The 20118-nt window shown below is 42.4% G+C and carries 20 protein-coding genes and 1 tRNA gene; 10 read left to right on the forward strand and 11 right to left on the reverse strand.

Annotation, left to right across the window (positions count from 1 at the left end; all coding sequences use genetic code 11):
* Position 1 precedes the first annotated feature (1 nt).
* The 5 genes from EHS15_RS05340 to EHS15_RS05360 are packed head-to-tail and all read right to left on the reverse strand — an operon-like array spanning position 2 to position 5614.
* A complete protein-coding gene (locus EHS15_RS05340; protein ID WP_135759516.1) occupies positions 2-2254 on the reverse strand; it encodes an alpha-hydroxy-acid oxidizing protein in 2253 nt (750 codons plus the stop codon).
* Entirely contained in the window at positions 2251-3402 is a 1152-nt protein-coding gene (mnmA, locus tag EHS15_RS05345) for a tRNA 2-thiouridine(34) synthase MnmA (RefSeq protein ID WP_135759517.1), read from the reverse strand. The genes EHS15_RS05340 and mnmA overlap by 4 nt, the downstream gene beginning before the upstream one ends.
* A 10-nt stretch (positions 3403-3412) precedes the next feature.
* Positions 3413-4324 carry a hypothetical protein gene (locus tag EHS15_RS05350; protein ID WP_135759518.1) on the reverse strand — a complete coding sequence of 304 codons (912 nt, stop codon included), beginning with the start codon at positions 4322-4324 and terminating at the stop codon, positions 3413-3415.
* The gene (locus EHS15_RS05355) at positions 4303-4530 is read right to left on the reverse strand and encodes a hypothetical protein (RefSeq protein ID WP_135759519.1); all 228 of its coding nucleotides are present in this window, start codon (positions 4528-4530) and stop codon (positions 4303-4305) included. Before EHS15_RS05355 ends, EHS15_RS05350 begins: the two co-directional genes overlap by 22 nt.
* A 22-nt stretch (positions 4531-4552) precedes the next feature.
* Positions 4553-5614: a sensor domain-containing diguanylate cyclase gene (locus tag EHS15_RS05360; RefSeq protein WP_135759520.1), complete on the reverse strand. Its 1062-nt coding sequence runs from the start codon at positions 5612-5614 to the stop codon at positions 4553-4555.
* Between the two features lie 171 nt (positions 5615-5785).
* Between EHS15_RS05360 and EHS15_RS05365 the strand changes: the two genes are divergently transcribed.
* A tRNA-Met gene (locus tag EHS15_RS05365) sits at positions 5786-5858 on the forward strand.
* Between the two features lie 17 nt (positions 5859-5875).
* Here EHS15_RS05365 and proC read toward each other — a convergent pair.
* From proC to EHS15_RS05380, 3 genes are read right to left on the reverse strand one after another with little or no spacing between them, the layout of a single operon-like run.
* On the reverse strand, positions 5876-6673 hold the full coding sequence (proC, locus tag EHS15_RS05370; protein WP_135759521.1) for a pyrroline-5-carboxylate reductase: 798 nt from the start codon (positions 6671-6673) through the stop codon (positions 5876-5878).
* Positions 6654-7346 carry a YggS family pyridoxal phosphate-dependent enzyme gene (locus tag EHS15_RS05375; RefSeq protein ID WP_425460624.1) on the reverse strand — a complete coding sequence of 231 codons (693 nt, stop codon included), beginning with the start codon at positions 7344-7346 and terminating at the stop codon, positions 6654-6656. The genes proC and EHS15_RS05375 overlap by 20 nt, the downstream gene beginning before the upstream one ends.
* A gap of 6 nt (positions 7347-7352) precedes the next feature.
* Positions 7353-8150 carry a hypothetical protein gene (locus EHS15_RS05380; protein WP_135759523.1) on the reverse strand — a complete coding sequence of 266 codons (798 nt, stop codon included), beginning with the start codon at positions 8148-8150 and terminating at the stop codon, positions 7353-7355.
* Between the two features lie 80 nt (positions 8151-8230).
* Between EHS15_RS05380 and EHS15_RS05385 the strand changes: the two genes are divergently transcribed.
* The 3 genes from EHS15_RS05385 to nadE are packed head-to-tail and all read left to right on the forward strand — an operon-like array spanning position 8231 to position 12194.
* A complete protein-coding gene (locus EHS15_RS05385) occupies positions 8231-8986 on the forward strand; it encodes a flagellar filament outer layer protein FlaA (RefSeq protein WP_135759524.1) in 756 nt (251 codons plus the stop codon).
* Positions 8987-10270: a 3-deoxy-D-manno-octulosonic acid transferase gene (locus tag EHS15_RS05390; protein WP_135759525.1), complete on the forward strand. Its 1284-nt coding sequence runs from the start codon at positions 8987-8989 to the stop codon at positions 10268-10270.
* The gene (gene nadE, locus EHS15_RS05395; RefSeq protein ID WP_135759526.1) at positions 10257-12194 is read left to right on the forward strand and encodes an NAD(+) synthase; all 1938 of its coding nucleotides are present in this window, start codon (positions 10257-10259) and stop codon (positions 12192-12194) included. Before EHS15_RS05390 ends, nadE begins: the two co-directional genes overlap by 14 nt.
* 44 nt (positions 12195-12238) lie before the next feature.
* Here nadE and EHS15_RS05400 read toward each other — a convergent pair whose 3' ends face one another.
* Positions 12239-12940: an LIC_20245 family lipoprotein gene (locus EHS15_RS05400; RefSeq protein WP_135759527.1), complete on the reverse strand. Its 702-nt coding sequence runs from the start codon at positions 12938-12940 to the stop codon at positions 12239-12241.
* Between the two features lie 40 nt (positions 12941-12980).
* On the opposite strand from EHS15_RS05400, the gene EHS15_RS05405 reads away from it, so the two are divergent.
* The 6 genes from EHS15_RS05405 (at position 12981) to EHS15_RS05430 (ending at position 17570) form a co-directional block, all read left to right on the forward strand.
* Positions 12981-13718 carry an LIC11073 family putative lipoprotein gene (locus EHS15_RS05405; protein ID WP_135759528.1) on the forward strand — a complete coding sequence of 246 codons (738 nt, stop codon included), beginning with the start codon at positions 12981-12983 and terminating at the stop codon, positions 13716-13718.
* Positions 13678-14430, forward strand: coding sequence for a 16S rRNA (cytidine(1402)-2'-O)-methyltransferase (rsmI, locus tag EHS15_RS05410; RefSeq protein WP_210416297.1), 753 nt, complete (start codon positions 13678-13680; stop codon positions 14428-14430). Before EHS15_RS05405 ends, rsmI begins: the two co-directional genes overlap by 41 nt.
* Before the next feature lie 21 nt (positions 14431-14451).
* On the forward strand, positions 14452-14778 hold the full coding sequence (locus EHS15_RS05415) for a flagellar biosynthesis anti-sigma factor FlgM (RefSeq protein WP_135759530.1): 327 nt from the start codon (positions 14452-14454) through the stop codon (positions 14776-14778).
* A gap of 86 nt (positions 14779-14864) precedes the next feature.
* A complete protein-coding gene (locus EHS15_RS05420) occupies positions 14865-16031 on the forward strand; it encodes an iron-containing alcohol dehydrogenase (RefSeq protein WP_135759531.1) in 1167 nt (388 codons plus the stop codon).
* Positions 16032-16039: 8 nt separating this feature from the next.
* The gene (locus EHS15_RS05425) at positions 16040-16291 is read left to right on the forward strand and encodes a hypothetical protein (protein WP_135759532.1); all 252 of its coding nucleotides are present in this window, start codon (positions 16040-16042) and stop codon (positions 16289-16291) included.
* Positions 16281-17570, forward strand: a complete 1290-nt coding sequence (locus EHS15_RS05430; RefSeq protein WP_210416298.1) for a flagellar motor switch protein FliG — start codon at positions 16281-16283, stop codon at positions 17568-17570. Before EHS15_RS05425 ends, EHS15_RS05430 begins: the two co-directional genes overlap by 11 nt.
* Before the next feature lie 48 nt (positions 17571-17618).
* Here the strand turns inward: EHS15_RS05430 and glpK are convergent, their stop codons facing one another.
* Both glpK and EHS15_RS05440 read right to left on the reverse strand, forming a co-directional pair.
* Positions 17619-19112 (reverse strand): glycerol kinase GlpK, encoded by a 1494-nt coding sequence (glpK, locus tag EHS15_RS05435; protein ID WP_135759533.1) that lies wholly within the window; start codon positions 19110-19112, stop codon positions 17619-17621.
* A gap of 3 nt (positions 19113-19115) precedes the next feature.
* Positions 19116-20072, reverse strand: coding sequence for an MBL fold metallo-hydrolase (locus EHS15_RS05440; protein WP_135759534.1), 957 nt, complete (start codon positions 20070-20072; stop codon positions 19116-19118).
* Positions 20073-20118 lie beyond the last annotated feature (46 nt).

Consider the following 20118-nt stretch of genomic DNA (forward strand, 5'->3'; position numbering starts at 1 on the left):
ATCAACCAAAATACTTATGAATCAGCATGGACCGATGAATGTCCTTCAAAACCGCAGATCCGGTAACACTCATAGTCTGACGCAATTCTTCCGAGTAACGATTCAATAAAAATCGAATCCCGGAACTGTCTCCTCCCACAAGGGAGATCGCCACAGGTCTGCCGACCAAAACAGCATCGGCACCTAACGCAAGCATACGAAATACATCCATACCGGAACGAATTCCTCCGTCTACCAAGAGAGGAATTTTTCCTTTCGCCAGTTCCGCGATTTTAGGAAGCACTCTCGCCGTCCCTGGCATACCATCTAAAACTCTTCCTCCATGATTGGAAACAACAATTGCATCGAATTTAGCATCCATCGCTAGTTTAGCATCTTCTAAACTCATGATTCCTTTCAGAATGAATGGAAGTTTTACTTTCTCTCGTACTTTTACGAGGGATTCCAAGGAACGAGAGATACTGGAAAGATTTTTTGCCGTCATCGTTTTGAAATTGACCGCATCAATATCCATCCCTACGGCAAAGATCCCTGCTTCTTCCGCTTCTTGTAGTCTTTCTATCAGAAGTTTTTCGTCAGACCTAGGCTTACAAATTAAGATTCCTCTCCCGTCCGATTTGCGGATAGCTTCGATCATCACTTTATATTTTTCTGGACTGGCACCATCGCCTAACCAAGCAATGGAACCGTTCTCTGCAAAAGATTTAGTAACTTGATTTGCGTAATCGGCATCCGTCATCACGAAATTCATATTCGTTCCCACACCTGTCATAGGTGCGGACATGATAGGTGTGGAAAGAGCCAAACCCAAAAAGTTGGTTTCTACTTTAGGAAGAACATGATCTCGTATATATTTAGGAACGATTTGGTATTCTTGAAGAGAGGTATAATTGTCTTGGAAAGTTTCCATCCGCCCCACTCCTCCCATTCCAGGGATTCCTGAAGCACAGTTCACTCCGTCACAAACTTTACATACCCAGCAGATATCTTTTCCGAATCTCTGCCTGGCTTGGTCGTTGATTTCTTTTTCGCTGACGGAAAAAACCTCATCCACTTCGAAACGAACGACTTGTTTTACTTTTTCGAAAATCAGTTCCGCATCTTTCAAATTGTCCGCAGTGATGATTACGTGTCCCGATTTATCGATGTTATTTGTAGGTTCTTTGATGATATCGCCCGGCTTCGATTGGAGGAAAATTTCACTCACTCCGTCGATCTTTTTGGCTTCTTCCGTTCCTGAAATTTGGATGAGTTTGCCGGGTTTGGAAAGTAAAGACCTTTCTATGGAAATACGATTTAAAACAGGTTCCAAATTGTCCGGAGTTTCTCCTAGTGCGATGAGAAGCGCAGCACGATTCAAATTGACTCCGGTTGACAACGGATAGGTGAAAGCGGACATAAAACCGCCCGACAATCGGGCAGCGATCTCTCCGATCATCACACCTTTCGGAGTGACTTTGATGTCTCCTTTTCCTGCGCCCAGATGAATTCCAAGCGCTCTCATACCGCCTGACATCACTTTTTCGACTTCCTCTAAAACTTGAGGAGACAACGCGGAAGGCATATTATGCCCCACTTCGATAAAAAAAGGTTCTCTTTCTATGATGCGATCCGCAATACCTGTCATTCGGATTTGACCTTGGAACGCCAAAGCATCTACGGAAAGTTCCGGCCCTTCCATATATTCCTCTAAAATCAATTCTCCAGTAGGGCAGAATTTTTTCGCATGGCGAAACGCATGAGGAATTTCATCTTTATGATTCACTTTAATCACTCCTCTGGCACCCATATTGTCCGCAGGCTTCATTACCAAAGGAAAAGTCAAAGAATCGAGAGCATCTTTCGCATCTTGCAAAGACCAAACAGGAGCAAACCGAGGGATAGGAAGACCGTGTTCTTTCAAACGCTGTCTCATTTTAACTTTGTTAGATGCAGCTTCCGCATCCACAAAACGAATTCCCGGAAGGCCGAGTGCGGAAGCCACTGCGGCGACAGTCATACTTGCGTCCGTTCCTGCGGTGATCACTCCATGGATGGGTTTTGTTTGGGAATATTTTTTAGACTCCCGAACCATTCCTTCCACATCTTTCGTAGACATGACGATTTTTTCATCCGCAATCTGAAACCCGATGGAACTGGGATTCATATCCGCAACCAAGGTTTTCAACTTCATGGTCTTAGCAGTTTGAATGATAGGAACCTGCAAAAGTCCCCCGCCGATGATGAGTATTGTTTTATCTGCGACAGATTTCAAACGGTAGTTTCCAAAGGAATTTTTTCAAGATCGGAATTTAAGATTCTTTTTTTCAATTGAATGGAACCCTTTCGAATGATTCCTCCAGCAAGAAGATAATCTCCATCGGTAGGATAAAAAGTGGCGGATTGTCCGGGAGTGACGCTTTTTACGTCTTCCAGAAAACGAACACTCCAAGTGTCTCCTTGGTTCGTTACGGAGCATAATACCGGTTTACTGCGATAACGAATTTGAACTTTCATATCTACAGTTTCTCCGATTTCCATAGGAGCTTGTGCTTGGTATGTGATTTCTTCCAATACGAAAGAATCGGAAAAGGTTTCTTCATCCTCTCCCAATACAACGGTTCCGTCATCTTCGATCGAAATTACATAAAGAGGATTTTTCCAAGAGATTCCCAAACCTTTTCTTTGGCCTATGGTAAAACCTTCTTTGCCGGTGTGTTTGCCTATGATTTGTCCGGAAAGAAGTTTGAAAAAACCGGGAGTGAACTCGACTCCTTTTTTTCTTAAAAAACTTCTGTAGTCATTTTCAGGAATAAAACAAATTTCTTGAGACTCTGGTTTTTCCGCCACGGGAAGGCCCATTCGTTTTGCGATTTCACGAACTTCGGACTTATCCATTTCACCTAACGGAAATACTGTGTTTTTAATGTTTTCTTGGGAAAGGCCATACAGATAGTACGCCTGATTTTTTTTCATATCGACTGCGTTACGAATCGCGTATCTTCCGTCTTTTTCGAAAACTCTTGCGTAATGGCCGGTAGCGATTTTGGAAATTCCCAAAATTTTGGCTTGTTCGAAAAGAGCACCAAACTTAACGAAGGTGTTACACTCTACGCAAGGATTGGGAGTTCGTCCGTCCTTATAATCTTCGATGAAACGATTGATGACTCTCTCTCCGAATACCTTTTCCATTTTGATCACATAAAAAGGAATATTCAAAGAAAGTCCCACATCCCTCGCATCTCGGATGTCTTCCGGAGAACAACATGACTTTTTCGTAACATCGCAGGCGGGAGCTTCGTATTCCCAGGTACGTAAGTTAACACCAATTACATCATAACCTTGTTCCATAAGGAGTCCTGCTGCGACAGCACTGTCGACCCCTCCGCTCATAGCGACTATAATCTTTTCTTTTTGGCTCACACTCATTGGACTAGGGAGAAAAAACAGCGATTCGATTTCTTGAGAAATCCCAAAACAAAGGACGCTTTCTCAAAATGCTCAAACCGACCACCCAAACATCTCCCCTATCCTTTTCCCTTGGCAAAAGGAAATTCTCAAGTGAAATTCCGGTCAAAAGGTGAATGTCAGAATATTCCTGGAACACTCCCGAATTTGTGGCCAACCCCAAACTTTCTTCCGTATGGAAAAGTTCCGCTTCTTTACGGCGATTTCCCGCCAGAATCACAGTCTCTTTTCGCAAAAATTCGAACTTCTCATCGGTTTCCTTAGGAAGGATGCAAAAACTGGATCCGGTATCCAAAAGACCATATTCGTATTGTTTTCCCAAAAATCGAAAGGTCACTGCCGCATAAGCCCCCAATCTCTTGGTGACTAGAGTTTTCAGGGAAGTGGAAAGATACGCCTGGGGCCTTTCGCAAAAAACGGAAGAATGATGAAAAACGTATAGATCCTCACCTGACCACCAAATACATGTTTCACGAAAAAAATCGAGACCTACGATTCCTTTCATCTCATCCGGAATGATTCCTTTTTTGACCGAGAAAGGATAACGGTTTCCGCTCCAAATTAATTCCTGCGGAGCCTGGGAAACGGAAGAATCGGGAGTGCCGGATAAAAAACTGACATCGGAGCCTGTATCCCACAACAAAGCCAAAGGATTTCCGGAAGAAGCTTCCGTAAATCCGTGCAATAGAAGATGGGACTCTTTGTCTTCCACACGAAACTTCCCTATCCATTTTTGATCGAAAGGTAGTTTTTGGGAAAAAGAAGAAAGAGGCTCCTTATCTTTAGAAACAGAAGGAGATTTGATTTCTTTACCGCATCCGATGTTGGCTGCGAAAATAAAGAGGAGGAAAAGTTTTAAACCAATTTTTTGATGCAATTTTGATTCGGGCAGCGGGAATAATCTACCACACAGTCCCTGTATTCGATTCCCGTTTTTTCTTCTCTGGATTTATATTCGATAAAACAAGAGTAAGGCTGAAAATTGAAAGACTTTAGCCCGAGAGCCCTGTCCCGAATCGATTCCAGAACGGAACTTTGTTTCTGTAGAGATAGATCGGAGAGGATGGGTGCTGCTTCTGCCATACTCTCCTCATCGGCTTTTTTTTTATTCTTTAAAGCAAATTGTTCTGTTTCTACCGGAATGTTTTGCTTGGTAGAGAGCCTTATCCGCTCTTTCGATCAAATCTTTATTGTTTCTATCTGTGTTGCGGAAAGTGGAAACTCCCACGGAAAGAGTCACCTTTAGATCGGTTCCATCGTTCGGATTTTTTACAACCATGGATTCCACAGCCTTTCGGATCTCTTCCCCTTTGGCGAAAGCTTCTTCTTCGGAAGCACCAGGCATCACCAAACAAAATTCTTCTCCACCGTATCTCGCAGGAATGTGATGTCTTTGTGCCGCATGGATCAATTGTTTCGCCACTTCGATGAGAACCACGTCTCCCGCTTGGTGTCCGTAAGTATCGTTGAAGACTTTGAATTTATCGACGTCGGTAAATAGTAACGCTAGTTTTGTGCCTTTTTTGCGGCACCGTTCCATTTCTTCTTTCAATTTGGTTTGGAAGTAGTGATGGATTTTCAAACCTGTCATCATATCTACGGTAGCAAGTTCATACAAACGAGCGTTATCTACCGCAATTCCCGCCAAATTCGCAAGAGTGGTCATGAACTCTTTTTCATCTTCCAAAAATTCTTCGGAAGTCATCTTCTCTCCCAAAACCAAAAGACCGTTGACCTTGCCCTTCGCATTGAGAGGAACAAGGATCTCCGCACCCAATGTTCTGAGATAGTTTAGATCGGCTGAAGTTTTCAAAGAATCCACAAGCAGGATCTGCTCCATAGTGATCGCTTTCGGTTTTTCTTCGAAGTAATGAATGAGAGGAGTATCGATTTTAATTTCGTAATTATGATCTTCCGTAGTGAGTTCGAAACCTTTTGTGGATTGAGGCTCCAATTTAAACAAACCCAGATCGATCTCAGGCTCTAAATACATCGCAGCATGAAGAGTCTGTAACTGTGCTAAACAGATATTTAGGATCGCATCAATCAGATATTTGTAATCAAGAGTAGAGTTAAGGGCTCTGGAAATCTCTAGAAGCTGTTTTTGATCGTAGATTTTTTTTTCGTAATGTTCGAATACTATGTCTGTATTTTCTTTAAAGGACAAAGCACACCGCCAAAGCTAGAGATTAACTATTTAAAAACACTGAAATCTAAGGCTCTGTAAAGTACGATTTTAATCGGGAGTATAATTTTTATACTATTTGCAAGAAATACGAAAGATCACTTCATCAATAACTTGACAAATTACTCGCCAATGAGACTGTGGTAATTACACCGCGCGGTGGAGCAGCTGGTAGCTCGTTGGGCTCATAACCCAAAGGCCACAGGTTCGAATCCTGTCCGCGCAACCGTTATCATCCTTCTTTTAATCCTTACTTCCCAATTCTAAACTTCTTTTGGTGGCGGCAGTCACCGCATCCCGGACGGAAGACACAAATCCCCCTCTTTCCAGGGCATCCAAACCGTGGATGGTTGTTCCCCCGGGAGAAGTCACCCAGTTTCTCACTTCCATAGGGTGCAGATCTTTGTCCGATTCTTTCAGTTTTCGAAAATATTCCAAACTTCCGGAAATGGTTTCCATGGCCAAATCCAAGGATTGAGAATAAGAAAGTCCTTCCTTAAGACCGCCTTCAGCTAACGCATGTAAGAAGGTATAAACATAAGCCGGGCCGGAACCGCTGAGTCCCGTGACTGCATCCATCAACCCCTCTTTGTCCAAAGAAACCACCACTCCCAAAGAAGCGAATAGATCGGAAATGACTCCGTCCAAAGATTTGTCTCCGTAATATCCGATTGCCCCTCTTCCCACAACCAAAGGCAGATTGGGCATCAGCCTGGCCAACTTGGAACCTTTAGGAGCCTTCTCTTGCAAAACGGAAATAGGAATGCCCGCAGCAATGGAAAGGAAGGATTTAGGTTTTTGAAACTCCCCCAAAACGGAAGCGATGTCTCCCGGCTTTACAGCCAGAATGATGATGTCTGCACTTTCTTCCAGAGAGGCAATGCCGGATTTATAATCGATCCCTGGAATTTTAGATTTGGCAAAAGGATCAAACCCTGCCACGGAACCTTTGCCGGATGCATGTATCCCCAAAGCGATGGCGCCTCCCATCTTGCCGAGACCGACTACTCCCACCTTATATTTATTTGTTGTTTCCGCCATAGGGTCTATCTCCAAAAATCAATGATCCGATTCTTAAATAATCCGAGTCTTCTTCCATCGCCAAGTCAAAATCTCCGCTCATTCCCATAGAAAGTTTTTTGTCCGGAAAAAATTCCTTACGAATCGAATTCAAATTACGAAAGGCAAGAATGGTTCTTTCCCGATCTCCGTCGGACGGACCCATTCCCATAAAACCTTCCCATACACAGAATTCGTTTTGAAGAGACTCCAATTCCTTTTTTTTAGAAAGGATTTCTTCCGTTGAGATTCCGTTTTTGGAGCTCTCTTCCGTAAGATTGCATTGTAAAAAATAACGAATTAGTTTTTTCTCTTTTTCCGCTCTTTTAAGAAGTTCCTTCAAAGTGGAAAAAGAACCCACTCCGTGGGTGAATTGAAACACACCGAATAACTTGCGCAAGGTTCCTGTTTGAACGGGACCGATATGATGCAACTGTACGGATTGTACTGCATCGGGAAACTCTTCTCTCAATTTTGTGAATTTTTCGATCGCCTCGGGAATATAATTTTCCCCGAAGGCACGAATCCCGCCCAAATACCCTTCCCGAATCACTTCGTAAGGTTTGGTTTTGGAGACCGCTATGAGTTCGAAAGTTTTTTCCGAGAACCGGGACTGGATGGATCGGAAAAGGTTTTGGTAAGATTCTCCGTACAAGTATATCTAATTGGGACCGAGAGCTTTTTCCAGTTTATCGATTCGTTTTTCGATTTCGGAAAATCTTTTTTCGTTCTTTTGATTTTGCAGGACGAATTTGGATTCCATCTCTCTGAAACGGGATTCGAAACCGGAATCTATGGAATGAAAACGGTTGGATCTTCGGTCGGAAGTTCTCGTTTTGGAAGAGTTCCACTTTTTTGAAGAAGAGTTGATGGATACCTTTTTGGAAGAAGGCTGCTTCTTCGCAGAATTCGTCTTAGGTGAATACGAAGGCTGATACACAATCGTATCTCTTTTGGAAGTTTTTTCCTTTAAGTTGGACTCTTTCGGAATTTTGTTCTTAGGAAGGTCGGAAACTGTGTATCCTTCTTTTTTTTCTTCAGGAATGTTCTCTCGAACTCCGGTCACTGTAGAAACTTCTTCCTTTTCGTTTCTAGCCGCAGTTGTAGTAGTTTCCTTTTTTTTGCCGGTGATCGAAACGGATTTATGATTGGAAGGTTTCTCCCAACTAGGCTCCATTTCTTCCAAGCTGGGAAGATTAGGAAGCTCCGTTTTCGGTTTTCCCTTTTCTTCCGTAGAAGCAGTTTCTTTTTCGGAAGATTCCTTCGTCAGTTCGGAAGGAGGACTCCAAGGTTTTTCCGCAATGGTTCGATCTTCCTTTTCAAAGGTATTCGACTTTCCGATCGTTTTGATTTTTTCGAGAATTTCAACTTTATAGATGATTGCGAAAACAACAAAGGATAAAAGTAGAACTACCAAAATTGCAGTAGTGAAGATTTTTAAATTGTCCTGTCTGGCCATAGAAAAGACTTTACCCTTCTTTATTTTTACCGTTACTAAAGTAGAGAATACACTCTTCCAGTGATTTAGAAAAGTTAGAAATGAATCTGCCCGTAAAAAAAATACTTACTATTTTTCTTTTCAGCCTCTCTTTTTGCCTAGACCTCACAGGAGCACCGAGACCTTGGGACAGAGATGAGGAAGGCAGAGTCGAACGACTTTCCCAAGCGCTTCAGAACGAAAAAAACTATGTCCTATTTTTAGCGGAAGATTTCGAAGGAGAAAGACCTTGGGGTTTTTACCGCTCCGATTCTTTTTTGAATCAAACTGAATTCACTGCGGTTCTTCCCGATTCCTCCGCTTTCCCTAAAGAGAAAGAAGTTTTGAAAACCTCGGGTTATCCTGAAATACAAACACAAAGTTCCTTTCTCATCCAAACCTATATCGAAAACCCGAGAAGAGATCATTGGGACATTCGCCCCATTGAACCGTTGTTATTGCCATTGGGACTTCCTGTTCAAGCGATCGTATGGGTTTATTCGGAAGGACATCATCTCAATCTGGAACTTGTAGTGACCCAGAAAAAATCGAAAGAGATCATTCTGCCTTTGGGAGTTCTTAATTTTTTCGGATGGAGAAGATTGGAAGTTCCCATCAACCTTCCCAAAGAGAATGCAAGGCTCATCCAATCTTTCTCATTGCCCGTCTCGGTAAAATCGTTTCGATTATCTTCCTTGCCCACTCAGAAAAGAGGAGCCTTCCATTTGTATTTCGATAATCTTTGTTTTCTTGTGGACACTTCCACATTCGTCTACCCCGGTGCGGAGATCCAAGACACCTGGGGAAACAAACGTTAAATGATATACTTCTTCTATAATTTATTCCTATTTTTAATTTATCCTTTGTTTTATGGACTTTCCCGTTTTTCTTCCAAAGGAAGAAACGCCTTTTCTCAAAGAAAATCGGATCTAAAACAACTGTTATCTTTGGATACGAAAGGAAGAGAAACGGTTTGGCTCCACGCGGCAAGTGTAGGAGAACTCGACCAAGCGAGAGCTCTGGCTCAGGCAATCAAAAAGAAAAATCCTAACAAGTTCATCCTCCAATCCGTTTTTTCGAACAGCGTAACTTCCAAACAATTGAACGATCCTCATTTCGACGGAACCTTTCTACTTCCTTTCGATCTTCCGTTCGCTTACGATTCCATTCTCAACAAATTTTTCCCTAAAACTCTCATCGTTTTGGCTTGGGATACTTGGCCCAATCTTTTGAAACAAACGAAACGTTCCGGGGCAAAAACATATTTGGCTTGTGCGTCCCTGTCTTCCGATTCGGGCAGAAAAAAAGGGATCGTTCATTCTTTAACAAAAGCTAGTTTCTACTATTTGGATGGGATCTTTCCTTCCCACGAAATTTTAGTTCCTGAATTCAAATCCTTAGTTTCTTCCTCTGTAGAAGTTTCTCCTTTGGGAGACACAAGATTCGATTCCGTTTTAAATAAAATAGAATCCTCTTCTCCTCCCGAATCCTTCGTGAATTTTTCGAAAACGTTTCGATCGGAAATTCAAAACAATCCGCCCGTTTTGTTCGGTTCCACATACCCTGTTTGCGAATCGTATCTTATTTCCTTTTTGGAAAAGAACACTTCTTCCAAGGAAAATTATTGGATTTTCCCTCATAAATGGGAGAATTCCAGAATGGAAGAAGTCTCCGAAAAACTAAAACGTTTCGGAACTGTTTCCAAATTCTCGGAAATAAAGGACGGATCTGCATCATATCCTAACTTCCTTTTGGTGGATGAAATGGGGATCTTGGCCTTTGCCTATCGGTATGCCAAACTCGCCTACGTAGGAGGAGGGTTTCATCATAGAATCCACAACACGATCGAACCTGCCGCTTTTTCTCTTCCTCTTTTGACAGGACCCAAAATCACGAATGCACCGGAAGCGATCGTTATGCAGAAGCTAGGCGGACTCAAACGATGCGGAACGAAGGAAGAATTTCATAACAACCTGAATCTTCTTCTTTCTTCTTCCGATTTGAGAAGCGATTTAGGGACAAAAAATAGAAAGTTTGTGCTGGAAAATAGAGGTGCTTCGGAAAAGATCTGCAGTAGAGTTTTTTCGAATGACTTCCCTTAAAATAGCAGCAGTTTCCCTCAACACCACTCCTCTCGATTTTTCAGGAAATCTTAAATCCATCCTTGAAAGTTTAAAACAAGAAGAAACCAAAGACTGCGATTTCGTTCTTTTTCCGGAACTATGCATTTCCGGTTACGGATGTGAAGACGCATTTTATAAGGAGTCCGTATGGAGACGTTCCTGGAATGCTTTGGAAGAAATTTTACCTTATACGAAAGACAAAACCGTTTTGGTAGGACTCCCCGTATTTCAATCCTCCTTTCTCTATAACTGTATGGTTGTTTTGGACCGGGAAAAAATCGTATGCATCATTCCCAAAACCAATTTAGCCAACACAGGAATTCATTATGAAAAAAGATGGTTCCATTCCAAAGAAAGTTTGGTAGCCGAATCGTACATTCCTCCTCAAAAATATTTCAATGCTGGTTCTCCCGTTCCCTTCGGGCATTTCCTACTGGAGAAAAAAGGAGTTCTGACCGGTGTGGAAATCTGTGAAGATTCCTGGACATCGAACAGACCGTCCCAAGTTTACGCAGAACAGGGGTTGGATATACTTTTCTCACCGGGTGCTTCCCATTTCGCATTGGGAAAAAATAAAATCAGATACCGCATTTTCCAAGAAACAAGCAGACAACACAGATCTCTTACGGTGTTTACGAATCTTTGCGGAAACGAATCGGGAAGAGCCATTTTCGAAGGAGGGAGTTTTTTCTGTGAAAACGGAAACCTGGTAGAAGAAGGCCCTCGTTTGTTTTTCTCCGACTACCAAATCACAACTTATACAACCTCCCTTTCCGAACTGAGATCCGCCAGAGCCAAAGAATTCAGATCCTCTTCTCCTAAAGAAAAATTACAAATCCCTGTTTTGCGGCTGGAATCGGAACGTTCTTCTTCCTTCATTCTGGACATGAGAACCAAGTCGGAAAAAACGAATCAAAATCAGTCTTCCGCAAACTCTTTGTTTGATGATTTTACAAGAGCGGTATCCTTAGGGCTTTACGATTATCTCAGAAAATCCAAAACGAAAGGTTTCACACTCTCCCTTTCCGGGGGAGCGGACAGCGCTGCCTGCGCTCTTTTAGTCACAAGTATGAAAGAGATCGCAAAAAAGGAATTAGGAGATTCTATTTTCAATCGTTTAGGTGTGGAAGAATCGAAACTTCTGGTGACTCTCTACCAAAAAACAGAAAACAATTCGGAGCTTACGGAAACCATCGCAAAAGTGTTAACGGAAGAATTAGGAAACCCTCACCACCAAATCTCCATCGACTCTTCCGTGGAAGAAGCAGTGGGTCTCATCCAAAGTCAAATCGGCAGAAAACTGACTTGGGAAACGGACGACCTTGCTTTACAAAACATCCAAGCAAGAGTTAGATCTCCTCTCATTTGGCTTTTGGCAAACTTGAACGGTCATTTGCTTTTATCCACAGGAAACAGAAGTGAAGCAAGCGTAGGTTATACGACTATGGACGGAGACAGTTCCGGTTCTCTCTGTCCTATCAGCGGTGTGAGTAAAGAATTCATCTTGCGTTGGATCGATGACATTCAATCGGGGAACAATCCTTATATCTCTTTCAAAGAATCCTTAAAATTACTCAGACAAACAAAACCCACTGCGGAACTCAGACCTTTGGAAACGAAACAAGAAGATGAAAAGGATCTAATGCCATATCCTATTTTACAAGAAATGGAACGTTTATCGGTTTTTGTAGGTTTGGAAGAAGAGGAATGTTTTTTCCGAATGAAACAATCTCACCCGGAATTGGATGCAGATTTGCTGAAAAAACAAATCGAAAGATTCACGAAACTATTCAGAACATCCCAATGGAAAAGAGAAAGACTTCCTCCCTCTTTCCATTTGGACGAATACGGATTGGATCCTAAGACCAGTTATAGATATCCGATCCTCTCCGGCGATTTTTAAGACTTTTGCTGAGGGTCACACGACTGCGGCTCTGCCTTTACTACTTACGGAGTAGGAATCCCTGCTCTTTGGTAGGCGGCTGCCATTTCCCTATCGACTTGTTCGTTTTGAAATTTAATGTTTGTTAGTATCTCTTCGAATTTTTTATCCATCTCCGGATCGTCTCCGCCGTTGCTTTCAATCAAATAATTGATGATCTCCAATCGGTCGTTTCCTTGTTTTTTAACACTAGTGTAGTAGTATTGAAGATCGCCTGCGGAAGGAGAACCGCCAAACACTGCAGTGGTGGCTTGAGACAATCTTTGGTTTTCTTGTTCCATTTTCGCCTTCACTTCCGCAGTCATTCTTCTAGGAATTAAATTATTATCGGGAAACATCTCTCTCAGTTCGTCGAAAGTCTCCATGGCTTCTTCCGGATACGGTTTTCCCGTAGCGGGATTGATGGGAATCTCTCCGCTGTTCGCGACAGAATTTCTCACTTCGTCTTCGTAAGTCATTCCCCCGGCTTTATAATAGTCGGAGTCGAAGATAGATTCGGAATCCTGCCCTCTGGCCCCTAAGGCATTGGAGGTAGGTCGTTTCGAACCACCGTCCCCCATAAACAAGGCAGAAATCGCTTTGGATTTTCCGGATTTTCTTCTTCTTTCTTCTTCATCATCGTCTCCTACGAATAGGAAAAGAATCGTGATAAAAAAGAGAACGAGTAGGATGAAAGATGTGAATAGTAATTTTTTTTGGATTCCCATAGATCGAATTCCTAAAATCTTGGGAGGGAACATTCCAGAAATGCAACGTACCCTCTTCTATCCAATCTATCTGATCTCCTTATCTTTACTCTCCTTTTTTCGATGTGGGACCAATACGGATACGCCTGTAGCTCCTTTTATTTTCATCATTCCTCCTGCAGTCCCTCAAATTCTGTCAGTTGTCTCAGTAAATAGCAATATCACCGACAGTTTTGAATCGAATGCCTTCGGATGGGTGGCCGATCCTGCCCCTGAATTCATTTTGCGTTATTATGTCACAAACAGAGAGCCTCAGTTCGTAGGATACAACCTCTACATCACAACTGCCACTCCTGCCATCATTCAGACGATCACCGGAGAGTATTTGGAAGACGGCGTACAGCCCAGTTTCCCCCATCTCCCTTTTGAAAACTCAACAGATTCTTCGAAAGTAGTGACCAAAAGAATCCGATTCCATGTTCCCCCTCCGGGAGCCTATCATTTTCAAAAATGCCAAATCTATAACTTCACAATGAGGTCCTTTTTGACAGGAGGGCTCATCTCGAACCCTTCCGCCTCCGTTTCTGCCTGTGCCAAAAATGGAGACCTGGCTTTCCAATACTGTACGGAAGGTTCCGGATGCAATTCTACCACATGTGCGGTAGCAGGATGTGCCAATCCTTCCGCCTGCCCCGTGGGCACAAAATGCAACCCTTGCCTTTTTGCTGACCGAGAGCTTTTGGGCTGTACCTGCCCGAATGGATCCAAACCTCCCGGGTGTCAATTCGTTGGCCCGTAACCAAGAACCAGGCAAACTCTATGTGGTAGCTACCCCGATCGGAAATTTAGGGGATGTGACCGGGCGTGCAGTGGAAGTTTGGAATGAGGTAGATACAGTTCTCTGCGAATCCGTCCCTGAAACCAAAAAATTATTTTCTAAATTGGGAATTTCAACCCCCGTGAGAGCCCTCTATAAAGATGCCTCTCTCACTCCTTACGAATCCCTTTTGAAAGAGCTGAAAGAAGGAAAATCATTCGCTCTTGTCTCCGATGCGGGAACTCCTGGGGTATCCGATCCTGGTTCTCAAATCGTTCGTGCCGTCAGAGAAAAAGGTTTTTCCATCATTCCTGTTCCAGGGGCATCCGCACTCACCGCCATCCTGTCCGTTTCCGGATTTCAGGTGAATCCTACCTTGTTTTTGGGGTTTCTTTCCGAAAAACCGGGTAAAAAAAGAAAAGAATTGGAAGAAGCCAGCAGGATCGACGGACTCATTGTTTTCTACGAATCCGTCCATAAATTGCCGAAATTATATCCGATGTTGCTTGAAATTTTCCCAGAAACGGAAGTGATCGTGGGAAGAGAATTGACAAAGGCATTCGAAGAAGTGATTTATTTCCGAAATCCCCAAGGACTGATGGATTCCCCTCCTACAGCCAAGGGGGAATTCGTATTTCTCCTGAATCATCGAAAAAAAACGCTTAAGGGATTTTCGGAATCCACCGATACCTGAAGTAGTAAGAGGACAAAGAACATGAACGTCGATAAAGTAGGAAGAATCGGTGGTTTTGGGTACGAGCCTAAAAAAACTACAGCTGCTTCCAAATCAGAAACAACAGGTCCTGTAGATACAATTTCCATTTCGGATGCGGCTAAAAAAATCGCATCAGAAGCGAAACTTCAATCGGAAGTAAAACAAATTGCAAAACAAATTGTTTCCGCTCCTCCGGAAGAAGACAGAACAGAGAAATTAAAAAACGTAAAAGAACGTTTAAAAAACGGTGATTATGACAACCTCTCTAACGAGATGTTGGATAAAATCTCTGATCAAATTGCTTCTACATTTCTCGGACAACAGTAAGGAAAGGACAGGAGGTGAGGGGTCCTTTTGATTTGTCCTCTTTTCGGATGACGTCACCTTCGTCTAGTTATTGTTAGGAGAGTTGTATGCCAGTCCTCCCGGAATGGATCAACTTCCAATTCTCTCCCAAAATTCACTTTGAAATCGATTGCGGGTACAAACTCGGTTCCTTCGTTAAAAACATAGGAACCAGAGTGGTACTCATTGCCACTCAGCGTGAGCTGGAGAATGCGGAAGAATTATCTATCATCAAAACCAGTTTGGAAAAACATTCCGAAGGAGTGATTATCTTCGACGATATCGTCGATAAGGTTCACTTCAAAGATCTGGACTCTACCGCACATTTTTTAAGAATCTCAAACGCAGACTGCGTAGTAGCTTACGGTTCTTTCGAATCCGTAAATGCAGGCAAAGCAGCTTCCCTACTCGCAACAAACGACCTTTTTGCGGAAGAAATGTTGGTCGGTAAAAAACCCCTCAAAAAGAAGGGACTTCCTTTGATCGTTGTTCCCACAAAACCTTTATTAGGAAACGAATGTTCTCCTTTTTTTTCCATCGTAGACGACAAAGATAAAAACAGAAAATACTTCGCACACGAATGGGCCTTTCCTGAACTCATAGTTGCCGATCCTAAAATCGGAGCGGGAATGTCTTCGACAGAAACCGCCAAAACGGGAATCGCTATTTTATCCGCTGCAGTAGACAGCATCCTTTCCAAGTATGCGAATGAAATCACCTCATCCACCGCATTACGTGCGATCGAATTGATTTCCAAAAACATCGTCCCTGCCATCAGAGAACCTCGTAACCTAGGACCGAAAAACTCCATTTATGCGGCAAGCCTACTCGCAGGGATCGCACAATCCACAAGCAGTTTGGGTCTTTGTTATGCTCTTTCCTTGGCAGTGACCACTGTCACCAGCTTGGATATTTTTCAAGCAATGTCCATTTTACTTCCTCACGTTATGGAATACAACCTCACCTCCTCCGCAGGTAAGTATGTGATGATCGCAAGAGCCTTGGACGAAGATGTTTCCAATATCTCAGTGATCGAAGCCGCCATCAAGGCGGTGGAAGGAATTCGTAAAATTTATCTGGAACTTAGAATTCCCCAAAGGCTTTCCGAATACGAAGTGAAAAAAATCGACCTTCCCGGAATCGCCACTTTGGCTGCGACTTACCCGTTTCTGGATTGCCTTCCTAGAGAATTGCCCAAAAATGAGATAGAAACCATTTTGGTGGCAGCTTTCTAGGAAACAAAGTGATTCGATTAACCGACTTCGAAAATCAACTGATGGAAACCTTTTCTCTGAGCGACAGAGATGCGAGAAGGTTGGAGAGAGTCATCGCAGATCTTTCCATCATCGTGGGAATGGAAGCGGTGGAAATTTTCGATTTCCTCAGATTCGGAGTAGAACAAGAGTTAGAAGATCTAAAAGCGGATTATAACTGGGAAAAGTTCCGAATCAAAATCCAGAAAAAACTCAAAAAACAAAATCACATTGATCTATAAAGAAGGAAAAAATTACCACTTTCTATTAGCAACCCCCGATTCCATTGCGAGAATCCAAAGCAAAGTTTCCCCCTTTTACGATTTTCCCAAATCCAAAATTCCGGATCTCCCTAGTCTATCAAGCGACCCTTTGGTCGTTCCTAAGTTTTTGTACGAAATGAACTGGAATCGAATCGGTCATCCTTCTTCTCCGATCGAATCCGCTATGTACATCTCTTATGATGGAACAAAGATCCATTCGGAGAAAAAACCGGAGGAAAAAATTCATTACATCACTCGCACGGGAGAAAAAAAAGCGGCTATAGAAAAACTGCCCTTCCCCGCCCCATCAAAAACTCCCTTTTATCTTTCTTTGGGAGAGAATGAGAAAATACAGGTGGGAGGCATCAAAAACAAGGAACGGGTTTTACTCACAAAAACCAAACGAACCAAATACGGACAAAATAAATACCTTTCGCTAAGGGACATCGTAAACCCGAATTTTTCGGAAGAAGAAATCAAAAACAAAATCGAAGAACTTTACTTCAACAGAGAAAACAAAACCTTTTTATTCAGATTGGTGCAAATTCTTTACTCGGGAACTCCTGCGGAAGAAAATAAAATCGTTTCCAATCTTTTCAGTTTTGAACCGGAGTTCGCTAAGTTTCTAAGCAAAAGCATATTTACGGTAGAGATCATTCCTTTGATCCACGGTCCCTTCATTCAAAATTTTATTTCCAACTTTGACGAAAGATATATAAAACATTCCCTTCCCTCTCTTTCGCCTCAAGTGCGGAAAGTTTTGGAAAAATCAGTATCCAAAAACAAATTCAAAATGATTTTAGATGCCCCTTCGATCGAGCCTAAACAAGGGGAAAGTTTTTTGGAAAGATTGGAGTTGGAAGTGTACAAAACGTTCGCCAGGAATGTCTATTTCGAAGAAGGACATATAAACACTTACAAGGAAACAGACGACAAGGAAGAGGAAATGCAAAAAGAAGAAATTCGTTTGGATGCGGAAGATTCGTCTCAATTCAACTTTTGGACATCCCGTCCTTCTTTGGAGTTTTTCCTTCCTACCAAAACAAAATTATTCTTTTTAACGAGAGATTGGATCCAAACCCTTAGATTCGACTGGTTTTTATCCAGAAAAATGATAGAGACATACGAATTTCATAGACTTCCTCCTGGACTCATTTTGGAGGTTCCTTATTTTCCGACAGGGCTTTGTTTGGTGGGAGGAGGGATCACAAACGAAAGAAAAGAATTCGAATGCTGCATGCAGTGGTTCGCTTATTAAGACGAACCGGCACAAAGAAAAATTCCTAGTGCCGGGGAAGATAGAAGACTAATTCGTTTTGACTCTCTTAATGGCATCATTCCATTTAGAAATTTCTTCCTTTCTTTCACTGTCTTTCATTTTAGGAACGAATTGGGAATTTTTGGTCTCCAATTTTTTCAAAGCGGATACGCTTTTAAAGAAACCTCTTTCCAAGCCCGCCAAATAAGCTGCCCCTAAAACCGTAGTATCTACGTTTTGCGGTCTAATCACTTTGGTTCCTAAAATGTCCGCTTGGAACTGCATCAACCATTTGTTAGCGGTAGCTCCTCCGTCCACTCTGAGAAACTTCAAAGGTTTTCCCGTTTCTCTTTCCATCGCATAGGCAAGCTCGTAAGATTGTAAAGCGATCGCTTTTAAGGCGGCTCTAGTGATTTGTGCGGGAGTCGTATCTCTAGAGAGTCCGAAAATAGCACCTCTGGCTTCCTGGTCCCAATGAGGGGCGCCGAGTCCAGCAAAGGCGGGAACGAATACGATATCGTCTTTTGTTTTGATGGATTGAACCAATTTTTCGGAATCTTTTGAGTATTCGAAAAACTCCAAATTGTCTCTTAAGAACTGAACTACAGCTCCTCCGATGAAAACGGAACCTTCCAAACAATAGACTGTTTTGCCTTCCGGACCCAAAGCAAGTGTGGTGATCAAACCTTGGTTAGAGATTCTGAATTCATCTCCCACATTGAATAAGAAAAAACATCCTGTACCGTAAGTGTTTTTGGCTTCTCCAGGCTCAGTACAAAGTTGACCGAAAAGAGCGCCTTGTTGGTCTCCAACTAACGAAGAAATAGGAATTCCATCGGGAAGAGTTTTGACTCCTGAGGTAAAACCGAATAGGTTTTTGGAATTATAAGCTTTAGGAAGCATCGAAGTAGGAACTCTTAAAATTTCACAAAGTTCCTCATCCCATTCCTTGGTTTGAATATTGAAAAGAAGAGTTCTGGATGCATTTGTATGATCGGTTTTATGTTCTTTGTGACCGGTCAATTTATAAAGCAGCCACGTATCGATGGTTCCGAACATAAGGTCGCCCTTCTCCGCTTTCGCACGAGCACCTTTTACATTGTCCAAAATCCATTGGATTTTTGTTCCTGAAAAATAAGCATCCAGAACCAAACCTGTTTTGTTTCTGAAATTGGATTCCAAACTTTGGGACTTTAAATTTTTACATATATCGGAAGTTCGGCGGCATTGCCAAACGATGGCGTTATAGATGGGTTTTCCCGTTTTGCGATCCCATACTACTGAAGTTTCTCTTTGGTTTGTGATCCCGATCGTGACTGCATCTTTCGGATTTAGGTCTCCGCTTTTGATCGCATCTCCGATGAGTTTTACCGTTTTGGACCAAATTTCTTCCGGATCGTGCTCAACCCAGCCCGGCTTAGGATAGTATTGTTTGAATTCCTGGTATGCGGAGGAAATGACTTTCCCTTTGTCACTAAAACAAAAAGTCCGAATTCCTGTGGTACCTGCGTCGATTCCGATAATATATCCCTTTTTTGCCATAAACTATATCTCCAATTCTAAACTTTCATGCGCCATTATGATTTCTAATTTGCCGTGCGGATCAAACATTTCCTTATATTTCAAAGCTCTTAAATACACCAGATCCAATTTGTCGTCATCGTAAGACGGATCGTGATGAAACATGACTAACTTTTTCACTTTTGCACGAAGAGCGATGTCTGTGGCGATCGAAGCGGAACTATGCCCCCAGTCGATTTTTTGCAGAGACTCTTCGAAAGTGTATTGAGTATCGAAAACCAAAACATCCGCATCTCTGAAATAATCGATGTAAGTATCTATATTTTCCATTTCGTCCAAATTGAATTCTGCATCGGAAGCAAAGATGATGCTTTTGCCGTTTTCAGTAAACCTGTAGGAATAACTTCCTCCGGGATGGCGAACTGCTTTACTAAATGCTATTATGTGAGGACCCAAGTGGAGTTCCTGTCCTTCCGGAGCATAGTGGAAAGTTTTTTCCGCAGCATAATGATCGAAGGAAACAGGAAAATGAGTGAACACGAATTGATGTTTGAGTCGTTCTTCCACGTTTTCCATGGAGGAATAAAATTCGAAATGATTGCCAGGCAAAAATAAAGGAACAAAAAAAGGAATTCCCTGGATATGATCCCAATGTGTGTGAGTGAGGATCCAATAGGCATGGCCTTTTCCTTTTCCGAAGGAAGATGCCATCATGGAGTTTCCCAGTTCTCTAAGACCGGTTCCTCCGTCTATGATGATGAGATTGTCGTCTTTGTCCCTGATCTCAACACAAGTCGTATTACCGCCGTAAGTTGAAGATGAGGAAAAACTGAGAGAATCCAAAAATTTGCGGATGCTTTGTTCGTTTTGGATATCGGTAGGGCTTACAATCGAGAGAATCTTCTCAATTTTTTGCTTAACCCCCTCCGGTCGGATGGGAGAACCGATGGAACCCCTGACACCCCAAAACTTAATTTTCATTGGTCTTTTTGTAGTTTCCTTTTTTCAAAAAATCAAACGTTTTTTG

This window comes from Leptospira idonii (genome assembly GCF_004770995.1).
Lineage (GTDB): Bacteria > Spirochaetota > Leptospiria > Leptospirales > Leptospiraceae > Leptospira_A > Leptospira_A idonii.

Excerpts from the sequence above, each read along its gene's own strand:
- nadE (WP_135759526.1), top strand. The coding sequence starts at position 10,257 with ATGACTTCCCTTAAAATAGCAGCAGTTTCCCTCAACACCACTCCTCTC.
- glpK (WP_135759533.1), bottom strand. The coding sequence starts at position 19,112 with ATGGCAAAAAAGGGATATATTATCGGAATCGACGCAGGTACCACAGGA.
- EHS15_RS05355 (WP_135759519.1), bottom strand. The coding sequence starts at position 4,530 with ATGGCAGAAGCAGCACCCATCCTCTCCGATCTATCTCTACAGAAACAA.
- EHS15_RS05405 (WP_135759528.1), top strand. The coding sequence starts at position 12,981 with ATGCAACGTACCCTCTTCTATCCAATCTATCTGATCTCCTTATCTTTA.
- EHS15_RS05415 (WP_135759530.1), top strand. The coding sequence starts at position 14,452 with ATGAACGTCGATAAAGTAGGAAGAATCGGTGGTTTTGGGTACGAGCCT.
- proC (WP_135759521.1), bottom strand. The coding sequence starts at position 6,673 with ATGGCGGAAACAACAAATAAATATAAGGTGGGAGTAGTCGGTCTCGGC.
- EHS15_RS05400 (WP_135759527.1), bottom strand. The coding sequence starts at position 12,940 with ATGGGAATCCAAAAAAAATTACTATTCACATCTTTCATCCTACTCGTT.
- EHS15_RS05380 (WP_135759523.1), bottom strand. The coding sequence starts at position 8,150 with ATGGCCAGACAGGACAATTTAAAAATCTTCACTACTGCAATTTTGGTA.
- EHS15_RS05440 (WP_135759534.1), bottom strand. The coding sequence starts at position 20,072 with ATGAAAATTAAGTTTTGGGGTGTCAGGGGTTCCATCGGTTCTCCCATC.
- rsmI (WP_210416297.1), top strand. The coding sequence starts at position 13,678 with ATGGATCCAAACCTCCCGGGTGTCAATTCGTTGGCCCGTAACCAAGAA.
- EHS15_RS05385 (WP_135759524.1), top strand. The coding sequence starts at position 8,231 with ATGAATCTGCCCGTAAAAAAAATACTTACTATTTTTCTTTTCAGCCTC.
- EHS15_RS05420 (WP_135759531.1), top strand. The coding sequence starts at position 14,865 with ATGCCAGTCCTCCCGGAATGGATCAACTTCCAATTCTCTCCCAAAATT.
- EHS15_RS05390 (WP_135759525.1), top strand. The coding sequence starts at position 8,987 with ATGATATACTTCTTCTATAATTTATTCCTATTTTTAATTTATCCTTTG.